The organism is Kingella sp. SNUBH-2017 (genome assembly GCF_028680565.1).
In the GTDB taxonomy this organism is placed as follows: Bacteria; Pseudomonadota; Gammaproteobacteria; order Burkholderiales; family Neisseriaceae; genus Kingella_D; species Kingella_D pumchi.
In genome coordinates this window covers 89,553-105,187 of record NZ_JAPHVK010000005.1, presented here as the reverse complement: position 1 = coordinate 105,187, position 15,635 = coordinate 89,553, and the positions used below count along the sequence as shown (strand labels likewise).

16 protein-coding genes are annotated in these 15,635 nt (G+C 64.3%); 11 read left to right on the top strand and 5 right to left on the bottom strand.

The features are described from left to right. Positions 1-34: 34 nt before the first annotated feature. Both OP500_RS05665 and OP500_RS05660 read left to right on the top strand, forming a co-directional pair. Complete coding sequence (locus OP500_RS05665; RefSeq protein ID WP_274070442.1) at positions 35-1,990, top strand: J domain-containing protein; 1,956 nt, start codon at positions 35-37, stop codon at positions 1,988-1,990. A 163-nt stretch (positions 1,991-2,153) separates the two neighbouring features. Beyond that, positions 2,154-2,585: a ClpXP protease specificity-enhancing factor gene (locus tag OP500_RS05660; protein ID WP_274070441.1), complete on the top strand. Its 432-nt coding sequence runs from the start codon at positions 2,154-2,156 to the stop codon at positions 2,583-2,585. Between the two features lie 231 nt (positions 2,586-2,816). Here the strand turns inward: OP500_RS05660 and recD are convergent, their stop codons facing one another. The 4 genes from recD to OP500_RS05640 form a co-directional block, all read right to left on the bottom strand. Continuing rightward, a complete protein-coding gene (recD, locus tag OP500_RS05655; RefSeq protein ID WP_274070440.1) occupies positions 2,817-4,502 on the bottom strand; it encodes an exodeoxyribonuclease V subunit alpha in 1,686 nt (561 codons plus the stop codon). 104 nt (positions 4,503-4,606) lie between these two features. Beyond that, positions 4,607-4,936: a hypothetical protein gene (locus OP500_RS05650; protein ID WP_274070439.1), complete on the bottom strand. Its 330-nt coding sequence runs from the start codon at positions 4,934-4,936 to the stop codon at positions 4,607-4,609. Between the two features lie 174 nt (positions 4,937-5,110). Continuing rightward, positions 5,111-5,494, bottom strand: a complete 384-nt coding sequence (locus OP500_RS05645) for a RidA family protein (protein ID WP_238746557.1) — start codon at positions 5,492-5,494, stop codon at positions 5,111-5,113. Positions 5,495-5,532: 38 nt separating this feature from the next. Then, positions 5,533-6,090, bottom strand: coding sequence for a DUF2059 domain-containing protein (locus tag OP500_RS05640; protein ID WP_274070438.1), 558 nt, complete (start codon positions 6,088-6,090; stop codon positions 5,533-5,535). A gap of 153 nt (positions 6,091-6,243) precedes the next feature. Between OP500_RS05640 and OP500_RS05635 the strand changes: the two genes are divergently transcribed. The 9 genes from OP500_RS05635 (at position 6,244) to OP500_RS05595 (ending at position 14,869) form a co-directional block, all read left to right on the top strand. Continuing rightward, on the top strand, positions 6,244-7,065 hold the full coding sequence (locus OP500_RS05635; RefSeq protein WP_274070437.1) for an RNA methyltransferase: 822 nt from the start codon (positions 6,244-6,246) through the stop codon (positions 7,063-7,065). 111 nt (positions 7,066-7,176) lie between these two features. Next, on the top strand, positions 7,177-7,584 hold the full coding sequence (locus OP500_RS05630) for a hypothetical protein (protein WP_274070436.1): 408 nt from the start codon (positions 7,177-7,179) through the stop codon (positions 7,582-7,584). 155 nt (positions 7,585-7,739) lie between these two features. Beyond that, positions 7,740-8,714, top strand: coding sequence for an asparaginase domain-containing protein (locus OP500_RS05625; protein ID WP_274070435.1), 975 nt, complete (start codon positions 7,740-7,742; stop codon positions 8,712-8,714). Positions 8,715-8,781: 67 nt separating this feature from the next. Beyond that, positions 8,782-9,414 (top strand): 16S rRNA (guanine(527)-N(7))-methyltransferase RsmG, encoded by a 633-nt coding sequence (gene rsmG / locus OP500_RS05620; protein ID WP_238746550.1) that lies wholly within the window; start codon positions 8,782-8,784, stop codon positions 9,412-9,414. Between the two features lies 1 nt (position 9,415). Continuing rightward, positions 9,416-10,189, top strand: coding sequence for a ParA family protein (locus OP500_RS05615; RefSeq protein ID WP_274070434.1), 774 nt, complete (start codon positions 9,416-9,418; stop codon positions 10,187-10,189). 228 nt (positions 10,190-10,417) lie between these two features. Next, entirely contained in the window at positions 10,418-11,089 is a 672-nt protein-coding gene (radC, locus tag OP500_RS05610; protein WP_274070433.1) for a RadC family protein, read from the top strand. A gap of 57 nt (positions 11,090-11,146) precedes the next feature. After that, positions 11,147-11,992, top strand: a complete 846-nt coding sequence (locus OP500_RS05605; RefSeq protein WP_274070432.1) for a M48 family metallopeptidase — start codon at positions 11,147-11,149, stop codon at positions 11,990-11,992. 187 nt (positions 11,993-12,179) lie between these two features. Continuing rightward, positions 12,180-12,965 (top strand): tRNA pseudouridine(38-40) synthase TruA, encoded by a 786-nt coding sequence (gene truA, locus OP500_RS05600; RefSeq protein ID WP_274070431.1) that lies wholly within the window; start codon positions 12,180-12,182, stop codon positions 12,963-12,965. Between the two features lie 416 nt (positions 12,966-13,381). Beyond that, positions 13,382-14,869 (top strand): patatin-like phospholipase family protein, encoded by a 1,488-nt coding sequence (locus OP500_RS05595; RefSeq protein ID WP_274070430.1) that lies wholly within the window; start codon positions 13,382-13,384, stop codon positions 14,867-14,869. Between the two features lie 240 nt (positions 14,870-15,109). On the opposite strand, the gene OP500_RS05590 is transcribed toward OP500_RS05595, so the two are convergent. After that, complete coding sequence (locus OP500_RS05590) at positions 15,110-15,457, bottom strand: anti-anti-sigma factor (RefSeq protein WP_274070429.1); 348 nt, start codon at positions 15,455-15,457, stop codon at positions 15,110-15,112. Between the last annotated feature and the right edge of the window lie 178 nt (positions 15,458-15,635).

Sequence of the window (15,635 nt, the reverse complement as noted above, 5' to 3'; positions counted from 1 at the left end):
CAGGCTGCTTTCCCGTCTCCACCGAAAGCCCCTTATGGACTGCTGGCAAATCCTGCAAATCGAGCCCACCGGCGATACGCGCGCCATCAAACGCGCCTACGCCAAGCTCCTGAAAACCACCCGCCCCGACGACGATGCCGCCGCCTATCAGGCGCTGCGCGAAGCGTTTGACGAAGCGCTTGCCATCGCCCCCCATCTGCTTGCGGACGAAGACGCAGACGACTGGTCGTTCGACGGCGATACCGCCGGCGAAACCCCGCCGCCCGATGCGTTTGCCGACAGCCGCGATCAGCAGCCTGAAAGCGCCGATACGGATTTTCAGGCTGCCTTTACGCCCGACGAAACGCCGTCTGGCCAAGCCGGATATGCCGAACAGGATTTTTCAGGCTGCCCCGATACCGCTTGGGAAAACGAATCCGAAGCGCCGGCCGATGGCAAAAGGCAGCCTGAAAATCCGGAAAATGTTTATTCCTATCCCGAAAAGCAGCCTGAAAGCGCCGACGATGCTTATTTTTACCCCGATCCGCCGCCGGCCGACGATACGCCGCTGCTGGTATCGCAGCTGGAATATCTGTATGCCGAAGGCGGCAGCGCTTTGCTGCTTGAGCGCTGGCCGCAGATTAGCGGGGCGCTCGACAATCTGCCGCTGGGCGCCGCCGAGCAGGCTTCCCACGCTTTTGCCGGCTTTTTGCGCCGCCACCGCATCGCCCATCCGCTGCTGTGGGTGCAGTGGGCGGACTATTTCCGCTGGGACGAAGATGTGCGCGGCGAAGTGCTGTCGCTGGAAGAGTCGCAGCGGCTGGCACAGTTTCGCCGCCACGCTGCGCTGCTGGCGGGCTACCGCCATGTGCGGCCGGATGCCGGCAGCGCGCCCGATATCGGTGAAGGCTGGCGCTTTACCCGCGCCTTCAACCGCTTTCTTGGCAGCCATCCTTCCGGCTGGCGCAGTTTTCAGGCTGCCTGCGCGGCGGCGCTGCTGTGGCCGGAATTGGATCGCGAAACCGATGAATCCGACCGCGCGGATATTGCTGTCAGCCATCCGCCGCTGGCGCGGCTGCTGTTGTGCAACCGCCCGTGGCGCATAGCCATGCTGCTGGCCGTGCTGGCGCTGTGTCTGGCGGCGGGCATGTGGCTGCAGCCGGTATCCGGGGAGAGCCAGTCATGGGCGCAGCTGATGTTCGGTTTGATTTTGTCGCCGCTGGCCGCGTCCGCCGCCATCTGCGTTTATCTTTTTGGCTGCGGCCTGCTGCACAATATGCTGTTTTTGGAAGATGTCTTAAACAAATGGCGCGAAACCAAATACCGGCCGCACATCGCCCCGCTGTTTCTGTTTACCCTGCCGGCGCTGGCGGTGGCGCTCTTTGCCTACGCGCCGGAAGATTCATGGGCGCAATGGCTGCTGACATTCTGCTTCGGCACCGCCTGGTTTTACTACTATTTTTACCTGATACCCAATAATCGCGGCGGCTGGTGGGGCTGGGGCTGGCTGGCGGCCTGTCTGGCGGTTACCCCTGCAACACTCTGGCTGCTGAGCCGCGATCTGCCCGCCGGCTGGCGGCTGCCCGCATCCGTCAGCATGCTGCTGGTGCTGCTGTGGTTCGACGCCGCGCTCTGGCTGCTGATGAGCCACAACGAGCGCTTTGAGCGGATAAACGCCTTGGTTCTCCGCGCCGCCCGTTTTCAGGCTGCCCCGCTGTGGCTGCGCCCGTTTGCCGCCATGGCGGCGGGCGTGGTATGGCTGCTGCTCCTGCCGGCCTACGCCGCCCGCGCCGTGCTGCTGAACGCACACGGACGGATGCTGGACTGCACGGCGCTGGCGCTCACGCTGCTGGTGCCGCTGCTGCCCTTGCTCCCGTCCGGGCATCCGCACAATATGCTGCTCGCCTACCCCGCCCTGCTGCTGGTGGTGTGGCTGCGCCTGCTGCTGGGCGACTGGGTTTTGCGTTTTATCGAACGCCGCCCCGCGCCCGAAAATGCCAAAGCAGCCTGAAAATTTCCATACAGGGTTCAGCTAGCTGCGCTGCCCTTGCCGGCGTTTTCAGGCTGCCCGGCCGGCGCCGATTGTCCCCGCCGGCAATCGCCGATACAATGCCGCGCTTTGCCGCCCCTTCAGGCAGCCTGAAAACGCGGCACCCCGCGAAAGGACGTTTCCGATGGCTTCAACCAAACCCTATCTGATCCGCGCGCTCTACGAATGGTGCGGCGACGAAGGCTACACCCCTTATCTTTCGGTTTGGGTAAACGAGCACACCCGCGTGCCCGCCCAATTCGTGCGCGACAGCCAAATCGTGCTCAGCATCAGCCCCGCCGCCACCAAAGATTTGCAGATCGACAACGAATGGATCCACTTTCACGCCCGCTTTAGCGGCGTGTCGCACGAATTGTGGATACCCGTCGGCCACGTCCAAAGCATCTTCGCAAAAGAAACCGGCGAAGGCATGGGCTTCGAAGTCGAACCCTGGCAGCCTGAAAACGCCGACAGTACCCCTGCAGCAGCCGACAGCAGCAGCGATCCCGCCCCCGCCGCCGCCACGTCCGAAAGCGGCGAAGCGCCCAAGAAAAAGGGGCTGAAACTGGTGAAATAGGCTGCCGGCGCGTTCCAAACGCTTGCCGCCGCAAGCAGCACAGCGGCGTTTGCCACCGCATCAGCCAAACGCGGTTTGGTGCGCGGTGCGCACCCTACACACGATTGTGCAAACAAACCGACGTAGGGTGCGCACCGCGCACCAAAAAGCAGCCTGAAACCCAAAAAGCAGCCTGAAACGCCGTTTTAAGCGTTTCAGGCTGCTTTTTGGGTTTCAGGCTGCGACGCTGCCTTATCCGCGGTTTTTGCCGTCGCGGCGCAGAAAGTCGGCCAGCGCGCTGTGGCGGCGGCTTTGCTTGTGCACCGCTTCGGCCAGCAGCGCGGCGTTCCAGCAGACAAAGCGCTCTTTGGCGCGGGTAACGGCGGTGTACAGCAGGGTGCGGTCGGGCAGCTGTTCGGCGACAGCGGGCAGCGGCAGCCACACTTCGCGGTATTCCGAACCCTGGCTTTTGTGCACGGTAATCGCAAAAGCGCTGTCGTGCTCGGGCAGACGGGCTGGCGGGACGGGGCGCAGGCGGGCGCCGTCGGCAAACCACACGGCGGGCACGCCCTGATGCGGCAGCACGATGCCGATGTCGCCGTTAAACAGCTGCTGCGCCGGATCGTTGCGGCTGATCATCAAGAGCTGGCCGGCAAACCAGCCTTCGGCATCGGCGCGACCGTGCGCCTGCAGCAGGCGGCGGTAGGCACGGTTGAAGGCGGCGGCTTCGTCGCGCAGGGCGCACAGCACCACGGCATCGGCGTAATGCCCGAACACGGCGGCGGCTTCGCCCGCATCCACCGCCTGCCAATAGGCTTCCTGCGTGCGGTAAAGCGCGGCGGCCATCTCGTCGATGCTGCCTTCGCGCCGCGCCAGCTGCTCGGGAAAGTCGGCAAACGCCCGCTCCGCCGCCGCGCCGTCGCCCGCCACCACCGCGCGCGCCAGCACGCCGATGCCGCTGCCGCTGTCAAAACGGTGGCTGACGGCCAAACGGGCGCTGTGCTCGCGCAATTCGGTCTGCCAGCCCTGCGGCAGCAGTTCGCGCAACAGTTCGGCGGTGGCGGGCGACAGCGCTTCGCCCTGCGACAAGGCTTCGAGCACCGCGCCGGCGCCCACCGAAGGCAGCTGGTCGGCATCGCCCAGCAGCACCACGCGGCAGCCGTCGGGCAGGGCGGACAGGGTTTGCAGCAGCAGGCCGTTGTCGAGCATCGACGCTTCGTCGAGCAGCAGTACATCCAGCGGCAGCGGGTTGCCGGCGTGAAAAACCGGCTGCATCTGCGGCGGGCGCAGGCCGAGCAGGCGGTGCACGGTCTGCCCCTGCAGCGCCGACAAATGGCCGCGCACGGCATCGTCCAAGCCGCTGATTTTCGCCACCGCCTGATGCAGCGACTGCGCCATCCGCGCCGCCGCCTTGCCGGTGGGCGCCGCCAGCGCGATGCGCGGCAGGCTGCCGTTTTGGCACAACAGCGCCAGCAGCTTGGCAACGGTAGTCGTTTTGCCGGTGCCCGGCCCGCCGCTGACCAGCATAAAGTTCTGCAGCAGCGTCAGCGCCGCCGCGGCTTGTTGGTCGCGGCTGCCGGCATCGGCAAACCACTGCTGCAAAAGGGCGCGCAGCTGCGGCAGATTGTCCGGCGGCGCGGCGCGGGTGCGCAGACGCAGAATCTGCCGCGCCAAATCGCGCTCCAGCTGCCAGTGCCGCGCCAGAAACAGCCGCCGTCCGTCCAGCACCAGCGGCGACGCGGCATCACTGCCGACCACCGGCACCGCCTGCGCCAGCTCCTGCGCTTCGTCGCGGCTCAGATAGATAAAGCTGTTGCCGTCGGCCAGCGCGGCAAACAGCCGCGGGATATACGGCGCCACGCGCTCTGCCGCCTGCGGTGCGAGTTTGGCCAGCAGCGGCAGCACCGCCGCGCTCAGATAATCGGGGGTTTCGCTCATGGCTGTTCCTGATAGGGGGCGGATAACGAAAAACGAAGCGCAACAGGCAGCCTGAAAAGCGTATCGGCGTTTTCAGGCTGCCTGCGGCAAAACGGCGGGCGCATTCAGTCTTCCCAGGCGCGGCGCTCGTCGCGGGCACGGCGGATGCGGGCAAACGCCCAACCGGCCAAATGGCCGAGGGCATACCAATATACGGCATTCAGCGCCACCATAATCCACTGCTCGGCGCTGATGCACTGCTCCGGCTGCCAGTGGCGCGATACGCACAGCCACGATGCCAGTTCAGAGCTCCACTCCAGCGAAAACAGGCTGAAGGGATAGGCGCCGTAAAGCGAGTACAACACCGGCAGCCGCGCATCGGCCGCCGCCGTCAGCGCCGCCCAGCCGGCCAGATAAATCGCAGCGGCCGCCAGGCCGGTACGGCTGATATTCACGGTTTACTCCTGTTTTGCGGTTTTAATCGGGACAAAACGTTTTCAGGCTACCTGCACCGCTTGCGGCAGAAAAGGCAGCCTGAAAAGCTATAGGTAAGCTAGGTATGTTGGCATTCGGCTTGCAAAGCGGTTTTTTGCCAAAAACACCGCCGCAATGCCGATTGCCAGCACACCCTAAGCAAGTACCAGCACCGCTTCGGCTTCCACCAGCGCGCCGCGGGGCAGGGCGGCAACGCCGACGGCGGCGCGGGCGGGATAGGGCTGGGCAAAATACTCCGCCATCACTTGGTTGAATACGGCAAAGTCGGACAAATCGGTCAGATAGGCGTTAAGCTTGACGATGTCGTTCAGGCTGCCGCCGGCCGCTTCGCACACCGCGCGCAGGTTTTTAAACACCTGATGCGCCTGCTCGGCAAAGCCGCCGGCCACCATTTCCATGCTGGCGGGATCGAGCGGAATCTGGCCGCTGAGATAAACGGTATTGCCGGCGCGTACCGCCTGGCTGTAGGCGCCGATGGCGGCGGGCGCCTGATCGCTGTGGATGATCTGTTTGCTCATGTCAAAACTCCTGTCGGGGGTGAAAAAAGGGGGGCGGCTCAGCGTTTGCGTTTGCTTTTGGCCGCTGCCGGCGGCGCGCCGCATTGGGCTTTTCCCTCGGCAATGCAGCGTACTTCGTTGAAGAAAGACTGCTGGTGTTTCTCGGTAACTTCGTTGGTCAGGCGGGTTAGCGACGGCGTGAAACGCTCAAAAAACTGCGGCTGTTTGGCCAAAACCGACTGCCCGACCGGCGTGCTGTAAAAAGCGATCAGCGCGTCCACTTCTTCCTGGGTATAGGTTTTGGCGGCTTCGGCCGCAAACAGCGCTTTGAAGCGGCCGGTAAACACCGGCGAGCGGATATCGGCCGCCATGTTTTCCAGATAGCGCTCGGTGGCGGCTTTGACCGCCTGCCGTTTGTCGGCCGGCACTCGGTTGAGCATACCCTGTTTTTGCACCATATCGATGGTAAGGGCCGGCACTTTGGCAAACATCTCGTCGAGCATTTTATCGACGTGCTGCACCTGCATCAGCCGCTCCAGCGACTCTTCGCTCGGCGGTGCGGCAAACGCGGCGGCGGCACTCAAAAACAGCGCGGCGCCAAACAGATACTTTTTCATGTTTTTTCTCCCAATAAAGCCAAACAAACGGACGCCCGATTGTAAAGGCAGCCGCCGGCGCAGGCAACCGCGGGCGCGGCGGCGGTTTTCAGGCTGCCGTAAAGGACGGCGGCCTTGTTATAATCGCGCCTTTTTCTCCCGCCGCGAAAACCGATGGATACTGCCGCCCCCCTGCCCGACTACCTGCAAAACTTAAGCGTGGTGCTGTGCCGCACCAGCCATCCGGCCAATATCGGCGCGGCGGCGCGGGCGATGAAAACCATGGGGCTGACCCGGCTGGTGCTGGTCGCCCCCAATCTGATGGCCACGCCGATGACGCCCGAACCGCCGGCCTTCGATCCAGCCGCGCCCGAGTCTTTCAGGCTGCCTGAAGAAAGTTTCGTCCTCGCTTCCGGCGCCGCCGACGTGCTGGAAAACGCCCGCATCTGCGCCACCCTGCCCGAAGCGCTGGCCGACACCGTTTTGAGCTGCGCGCTCACCAGCCGCAAACGCGAGCTGTCCGCCCCCTTGCACAGCCCGCGCGAACTCACCCCCGAAATTCTTGCCGCCGCCCGCGCTGATCTGCCGGCGGCGCTGGTGTTCGGCAACGAAACCTTCGGTCTGAGCATCGAAGAAGTGCAGTGCTGCAACCGCCTGATGACCATCAGCGGCAACCCCGCCTATTTCTCGCTCAATCTGGCGCAGGCGGTGCAGGTGGTGAGCTACGAAATCTTCAGCCAGACCGGCTATGAAATGAGCCACCTGCTGCCCGAGTCCCGCCCCGCTACCCATGAGCAGGTGGCGGGGATGACCGGCCATCTGGAGCGCATGCTCGACGAAATCGGTTTTTTCCGCCGCCGCAACCGCGAGCGCATGATGCGCCGTCTCAAAGCATTGTTCGACCGCGCCGGCGCCGGCAGCGAAGACATCGACATCCTGCGCGGCATCTTCAGCACCGTGGAAAAAAAACTCGATGCCAAGCAGCCTGAAAACTGATTTTTCAGGCTGCCTGCAGGCCTTGGCAGCCGCACGCTGCGGATGAATTTGCCTGCCGTTTCGGCTATAATCGGCCGCTTGGAATTTCCCCAAACCCGTATCGGAGCGCGAATGTTTAACAAACCGGAAGAACTGATTATGGCCGTGCTGGCCGGGCTGTGGGTGGTGGCGAGCTATTTTCTCGCCGGCTTTACCGGCGCCTCGGCCAAATATGTGTTTCTGATTAGCGGCCTGACTCTGGGCTGGTCGGCGCTGTCGTTTACGATATGGCGCGCCGACCGTCTCTCTGCGTGGTGGCCGGTACTGCTCGGCCTTTTGGCCGCCTGCTGGTGGCCGTGGCTCGACTGGCTGGTGGTGCGCGGCGTGGTGCCGGAGAGCAGCAACGGCGTGATCGTGCTCAACAAACCCTGGTACGCCTCGTGGACTTTCAAACTCACCGTGTCGCTGCTGATCGCCGCCGCCGGCTACGCCTACAAATGGCAGCGCGGCAGACGCCGCCGCAACGCCGGCCTGCTGTAAACCCGTTTCGCGCCGGCCGCCCGTCCGCCATCCCAACGGCTTTCAGGCTGCCTTATCCTGCCTGAAAGCCGTTTGCCGTGATTATTTAGGGGAATCGCGGCGGTTTTGTCCAAGTCCCGGCCGGCCTTCCCCGCGCGGCATATAGTGTTCCTGCCATGAAAAACATCTTCGTCCTTTACACCGGCGGCACCATTGGCATGCGCCCCGGAGAACACGGGCTGGAGCCCGATCCCGCGCTGGCGCAACACGCGCTGGCCGCCCACGCCGGCAGCCTGAAAGCCGACTGGCACATCTGCGAACCGCTGATCGACAGTTCCGCCGTTTCGCCGCAGCATTGGCATGACTGGCTGCAGCTGCTGCGCGAGCGCCTGCCGCATTACGACGGCGCGCTGGTGCTGCACGGCACCGACACCCTCGCCTACACCGCCAACCTGCTCGCCCTCGCTCTCGACACCGGCGGCAAAGCGGTGGTGCTGACCGGATCGCAGCGCCCTTTCGGTACGGACTACAGCGACGCCCCCGCCAATCTCGCCCTTGCCGCCCAAACGCTGGCCGCCGGCAAAGCAAAAGGCGTGATGCTGGCCTTTGCCGGCAGCCTGTTTCCCGCCGTCGGCAGCAGCAAATGCAGCACCGAGCGCGATGCCGGTTTTACCAACCACCGCTTCGGCGCCCTTAATCCGCAGGGTGCAGACGTTTCAGGCTGCTTTTTGGCGCCGCCCGCAGGCAGCCTGAAACGCGAAATCGACCCCGCCAAGCGCATTGCTGCGGTGTTTCTGCTGCCCGGCAGCGAAGCCGCCGCCGCGCACACACTCAACAGCGGCGAAAGCGACGGCGCCGTGATTTTGGGCTACGGCCACGGCAACGCCCCCGCCCATCCCTCCCTGCTGGCGGCGGCGCAACAATACTGCGCCGGCGGCCGCCCGCTGCTGTTAATCAGCCAAACGCCCGACGGCTGCGCCGCACCCGTTTACGCCCAAAGCGCGCCACTGCTGGATGCCGGCGCACTGGCTGCCGGCTACTGCAACACCGAAACCGCCGCCGCCCTGCTGCTTTTGGCCGCCTCCAACGGCTGGCAGCACGACGACATCCGCACCGAACTGCAACGCCTGCAGCTGCTGCCGGCAGCCTGAAACCCCGTAGGGTGCGCACCATAAAGCAGCCTGAAAACTCCCCGCAACCCCGTCCCGGAAATCCGCCATGTCCACCCTCGAAACCAAACTCGCCGCCGGCCTGGCCGCCATGAACCTGCAACTGCCCGCCGAGTCGCAGCAAAAACTGCTGGCCTACATCGGCCTGCTGCAAAAATGGAACAGCACCTACAACCTCACCGCGCTGCGCGACCCGCTGCGCATGGTCAGCCACCACCTGCTCGACAGCCTCACCCTGCTGCCCTATCTCGACGGCGCGTCCGGCCTGATTGACGTCGGCTCCGGCGGCGGCATGCCCGGCATTCCCGTTGCGATTGCCCGCCCCGATCTGGCGGTTACCCTGCTTGATGCCAACACCAAAAAAACCGCCTTTTTGCAGCAGGCGGTGATCGAATTGGGGCTGGACAACGTAACCGTCAGCTCCTGCCGCGTGGAAAAACTCACCGACCGCCAGGCCGACGTGGTAACCAGCCGCGCCTTTGCCGAACTGGGCGACTTCGTCTCCCTCAGCCGCCACCTGCTCAAAGACGGCGGCCGCTGGGCGGCGATGAAAGGCGTTTACCCCTACGAAGAACTGGAAACGCTGCCGGAAGACGTCGAAGTCTGCCAAATCGACAAACTCACCGTGCCCGAACTCGACGCCGAGCGCCACATGGTGCTGCTGCGCCCGAAAGGAAACTGATATGGCCGCCCGCATCCTCGCCGTTGCCAACCAAAAAGGCGGCGTAGGCAAAACCACCACCGCCGTCAATCTGGCCGCCTCGCTCGCCCACAAAGGGCAGCGCGTGCTGCTGATCGATCTCGACCCGCAGGGCAACGCCACTACCGGCAGCGGCATCGACAAAACCGATTTTGCCGCCGGCGTGTACCACGTTTTACTCGGCGAAGCGGGCGCCGCCGATGCGCGGCTGCACAGCGAAGAAGGCGGCTACGACCTTCTCGCCGCCAACCGCAGCCTGGCCGGCGCCGAAATCGAGCTGGTGCAGGAATTGGCGCGCGAGATGCGGCTCAAGCAGGCGCTGGCCGCCGTTGCCGATGATTACGACTACATCCTGATCGACTGCCCGCCCACCCTCACCCTGCTCACGCTCAACGGCCTGGTCGCCGCCCACGGCGTGCTGGTGCCGATGGTGTGCGAATACTACGCGCTCGAAGGCATCAGCGATCTGGTGGCCACCGTGCGCAAAATCCGCCAGGCGGTCAATCCCGATTTGGACATCGAAGGCATCGTGCGCACGCTCTACAACAACCAAAACCGCCTGTCGCAGGAAGTGAGCGAGCAGCTCGAACAGCATTTCGGCGGCAAGCTCTTTGCCACCGCCATCCCGCGCAACGTGCGCCTGGCCGAAGCGCCGAGTTACGGCAAACCGGCGCTGGCCTACGACCCCCGCGCCAAAGGCACGCTGGCCTATCTGGATTTGGCCGACGAAATCCTCGCCCGCGCCGGCCGCGGGTAAATACCGGCGGCAGCGCTTTCGGTGCGCGGTGCGCACCCTACAGTGATATTGTTTTCAGGCTGCCTGCCGTAGGGTGCGCACCGCGCACCAAACTCTGTCAAAGCAAACGCGGCAAAACAACCTAAAAAACCTTTTTCAGGCTGCCTGAAACCCCGTTCCGCCGCCATAACAAATCTCCCGAACCCAAACCACTGCCGTCTGCCTTTTCATTGTTACGGGAAACGCACGATGAGCATCAAACACTGGCCCGAAGGCGAGCGCCCGCGCGAAAAACTGCTCGAGCGCGGCGCCGCCGCCCTGAGCGACGCCGAACTACTGGCCATCCTGCTGCGGGTGGGTACGCAGGGCATGAGCGCCGTCGATCTGGCGCGTTCGCTGCTGCAGGACTTTGGCGGACTGGGCGCGCTGATGACGGCGCCGCAGGCCGAATTATGCCGGCACAAAGGCATGGGGCGCGCCGCCTACGCGCAGTTTGCCGCGGTGCTGGAAATCGGCCGGCGGGTGCTGGGCGAAGAGATGCGGCAGCTGCCGCTGGTCGATTCACCGCAAAAAGCCGCCGAGTTTCTGCGCCTGCGCATCGGTCGCGAACGGGTCGAAGTCGGCACCGCGCTGTTTCTCGACGCGCAAAACCGCCTGCTCGCCTGCGAAGAAATGGGGCGCGGCAGCGTGGCCGAACATACCGTTTATCTCGGGTCGCTCGCCCGCCGCGCGCTGCACCACCACGCCGCCGCGGTGATTTTCGCCCACAACCACCCCGGCGGCAGCCTGAACGCCAGCGCTGCCGACCTGGCCTTTACCGAGCGCCTGAGCGCGGCGCTGGCGCTGATCGACGTGCGCCTTTTGGACCATTTTGTCGTTACCGCCGCCGCCGCGGTGTCGATTATGCCGCGTGGCGGCTGATGTGGTATATTGCGCCGCTTTACGAACCCTTCTCACTTCAACCGCAAGGACAAGGCCATGAACTTCAAAGCGAAACTCTCCGCCATCGCCCTGATGCTGCCACTGGCGGCGTGCAATGTGATCGACAGCGCTTCCATCAACCAGCAGTCTGAAAACAGCTACCGCCAGGTGGTGCAGCAGGCGCGCAGCAAAAACGTGGTCGACAATTCCTCGCCCACCGCCCAGCGCATCCGCCGCGTGTACCAGCGCCTGCTGCCGCACGCCAAAGCCGCCAACCAAACCGGCCAGCAGTTCAACTGGGAGCTGACCGTTATCCGCTCCGACGAACTCAACGCCTGGGCGATGCCCGGCGGCAAAATGGCGGTCTATACCGGCATCGTTGAAAAACTGAAACTGAGCGACGACGAAACCGCCGCCATCATCGGCCACGAAATGACCCACGCGCTGCTCGAGCACAGCAAAAAAGAAGCCAACCGCAGCGTCGGCATCGGCATCGGCGCGCAGCTGGGCGCCAGCATCCTCACCGCCGCCACCGGCGTGGACGGCCAGCTGATCAACACCGGCGTCGGCCTGGCCACCGACTTGGGTCTGAACAAACCCTTCAGCCGCAAAGCCGAGCGCGAAGCCGATCTCGGCGGGCTGCGACTGATGGCGCAGGCCGGCTACGATCCGCGCGCTGCCGTTACCGTGTGGGAAAAAATGAACCGCATGAACGACAACAACAATATGGCCAACAAAATCCTCTCCACCCACCCCACCAACAACGAGCGCATCCAGCTGATCCGCAACGAGCTGCCCAACGTGATGCCGATTTACGAGCAGGCGCGCCGCGGTGGCGCTTCCGTACGCACCGACAGCCCGTCTGCGCCCACCGCGAAAAAACCGACGCGCCGCCGCCGTTAAACCCCGCCCGCAGGCAGCCTGAAAGCGCGCAAACCGTTTTCAGGCTGCCTGCGGTTTTGTCTGCCCCAAGCAGCCTGAAAACCCGCAGGGTCGCTCCGCGCACCGAAACCATCCGCAACCCAAAAGGCAGCCTGAAACTCCGTCCCGCGTTTTCAGGCTGCCTTGCCGCCCATCCTTGCCCCAAACCATGCCCCGCTACGCCCTTACCCTTTCCTACGACGGCAGCCGCTTTTTCGGCTGGCAGAAGCAGGCCGGCGACACGCCCACCGTCCAAGCCGCGCTGGAACACGCGCTCGCGGGCATCGCCGGCCATCCCGTTGCGGTAACCGCCGCCGGCCGCACCGACACCGGCGTGCACGCGCTGGCGCAAACCGTCCATTTCGACAGCGACGCCGTGCGCCCGCAGCAGGCATGGGTGCGCGGCGTCAACGCCCTGCTGCCCGCCGGCGTGGCGGTGTTGCAGGTGCAGGAAACCGACCCGCATTTCCACGCCCGCTTCGACGCCTGCGCCCGCCGCTACCGCTACCTGCTCGCCTCCGCGCCGGTACGGCCGCCGCTGCTGGCCGGCCGCGCCGGCTGGACGCACTACCCGCTCGATACCGCCGCCATGAGCCGCGCCGCCGCGCTGTTGGAAGGCGAACACGATTTTTCCAGCTTCCGCGCCAGCCAGTGCCAGGCCAAATCGCCGGTCAAAACCCTCTACTGCGCCCGTGTCGCCGAAAGCGCCGGCCTGATCCGTTTCGACTTTCACGCCAACGCCTTTTTGCACCACATGATCCGCAACATCGTCGGCGCGCTGGTGTACGTCGGCAGCGGCCGCCTCGATACCGCAGACTTCGCCGCGCTGCTCGCCTGCCGCAGCCGCCTGTCCGCCCCGCCCACCTTTATGCCCGACGGCCTGTATTTCGTCGGCGCCGACTACCCGCCGCAATGGCAGATCAGGCAGCCTGAAATCCCCGAATGGCTGTGGTAGCAGGCAGCCTGAAACGTGCCGGCCTTCGCCGTTCACAAACAAAAAGCAGCCTGAAAGCCGGTATTGCGGTTTTCAGACTGCCTTTATACCAACGGCTGATACCTTACCCTCCCTCTCCCGCTTGCGGGGGAGGGTCGGGGTGGGGGCGGTTGGCGTTTCGGCAATATCTGCTGCAGCATTTCTGCGAAATACCACCCCCACCCTAACCCTCCCCCGCGCAAGCGCAGGAGAGGGAATAAGTACGCCGCAACCGTATCGGCGGCAGCCTGAAAACAGAATTGCTGCTTTCAGGCTGCCTTAAAAGCCGCTTTAAAGGCAGCCTGAAAACGCTGCGGCCGCCCGCAGCGCCCGTCCCGCCCCGTCGGCAGATATGCGAAAATAGCGCGTCCGCATTGCCTGATTTTAAGGAGCCTGCCATGTCCGGCAACGTTTTCCGACTGCTGCGCCTGAGCGCGGCGCTGCTGCTGTGTTCCTGCTCGCTGGTGTCCTACCAGCCGCTGGAAACCATAGACAAAATCGATCCCGACAGCGGCTACCGTCTCGGCAGCCGCTTCGGCCAGAGCGAAGACGACACGCTGCTGGTGCTGGCCTTTTCCGGCGGCGGCAGCCGCGCGGCGGCCTTCGGCTACGGCGTACTCGAGCAGCTGAACCGCCAGCAGGTCGAAATCGGCGGCAGGCGCCAAAGCCTGCTCGAGAGCACCGACCTGGTGTACGGCGTGTCCGGCGGCTCGGTGCTGGCGGCCTATTATTCGCTGCACGGCAAAGACAGCATTCCCGCCTTTGAAAAGCGTTTTCTCAAGCAGAACTTCCAGCGGCAGGTGGCCGGCCAGGTGTTTTCGCTGGCCAATATGCCGCGCCTGACTTCACCGCAGTTCGGCCGCAGTGATCTGGTGCAGGAGCAGTTTGAAGCCGCCCTTTTCGGCCAGACCACCTTCGGCGATTTGGAAAAACGGCGCAAAGGGCCGTTCGCGGTGATTTCCGCCACCGATATGAGCCTGGGCAGCCGCTTCGATTTCGTGCAGGAATACTTCGACCCGATGTGCCTGAACCTTGCCAAGCTGCCGATTGCCCGCGCCGTGGCCGCTTCCAGCGCGGTGCCGCTGGTGTTTAGTCCGATCACGCTCAACAACAACGGCGGCCGCTGCGGCTACCGGCCGCCGGCGCATCTGCAGGCGCCATCAAAGTCCCAAGACGGCGAAGGCCGGCTGCAGGACGAAACACGCAAAGAATACCTGCGCCAGATCGAAGCCTATACCGACGGCGGCAAACGCCCCTTTATCCACCTGCTCGACGGCGGCCTGACCGACAACCTCGCCCTGCGCGGCCTGCTCGACGGCACCGTCGTCCACCCGCAGGCGCTGCTGCAGCGCAGTCTGGCGGAAAACCGGCTCAAACGGGTGGTGCTTATCAGCGTCAATGCGCAAAACCAGGCCGGCAGCCCCATCGACCAAAGCGCCGACGTTCCGGGCTTTAAGCCGGTGCTCGATGCCGTGGTCAATGTGCCCATCGACCGCAATTCGCAGGAATCGCTGCGCCAGGTGCGCGCCTACGCCGACCAGTGGAACGCCAAACTGCCGGTCGGCGGCGGCGCGCCGCGGGTGTATTTCGTCAGCCTGCAGCTGCGCGATCTGCCGCCCTCGGTGCTTAAAGAGCAGGTGCTGAACATCTCTACCAGTTTCAGGCTGCTGCCCTCGGAAGTGAACGCGCTCAAGCAGGCCGCCGCCGTGCTGCTGCGCACCTCGCCCGAATACCGCCGCCTGCTCGACGACCTTTCCGCCACCCCCGACAACAGCCCGATGCCTGCCGACCTTCAGGCTGCCGCCACCGTTTCCGCCGCGCTCGGGAACGATGGCGCAGACGGCAACGCGGCCGCCTCCGCCGCCTCGGCACCGGCGGCGGAATAAGCGCCCGCGAGCCGTGCTCCCCAAAAGCAGCCTGAAACCTGAAAGAAAGGCAGCCTGAAAGCCGGTAGGGTGCGCCGCGCGCACCAAAAAACTCCAAAAGACACGAAACGAAGCTGCTGTGCCGCTTACGCCCAAGCAGCCTGAAACCCTTTCAGGCTGCCTGACAAGCCAAACCAAACGCAAAAAACCGCATGCCCTGCTTCAGGCATGCGGTTTTGTGTTGCGTCCAAACGGTGCGGGTTAGTCTTTTTCCGCTTCCAGCGCCGTTTTGCAGCTTTCTTCCTGCTCCGCCGGCTCGGCGAGTTTGAGCTGCGCCAGCCATTCGTCGAGATGTTTTTGCTCCTCGGCTTTTTCCTCGCCGCTCAGGGTGGCGATGTATTTCTCGTTTTCGGCTACCGCCTGACGGCAGACCGGCGGCAGCTCGCCCACGGCCACCGGCTCGGCGGGCATTTCGACGGCGCTGTCGGACGCGGTTTCTACCGCGGCGGCTTCGGACACGGCGGCCTCGACGGCACCGTCGTTTTGCTGGCCGCCGCAGGCGGCAAGCACGGCTGCCAGCAGCAGGGCGGCAAACGGGGAAGTTTTCATAAGTGGCTCCTTTCCTAATTATCGCTTATCCGAGCCGGCATCATGCCAGCCGGAAACGGGGGCAGGTTATTGCCTGACGGCGGCGCTGTCAAACTTTTGCCAAGTATCTGCTCGAATCTTTGCGGCAGCGGCAACAGGCAGCCTGAAAACGGCCGCCGGTGTTTTGTTTGCTATACTT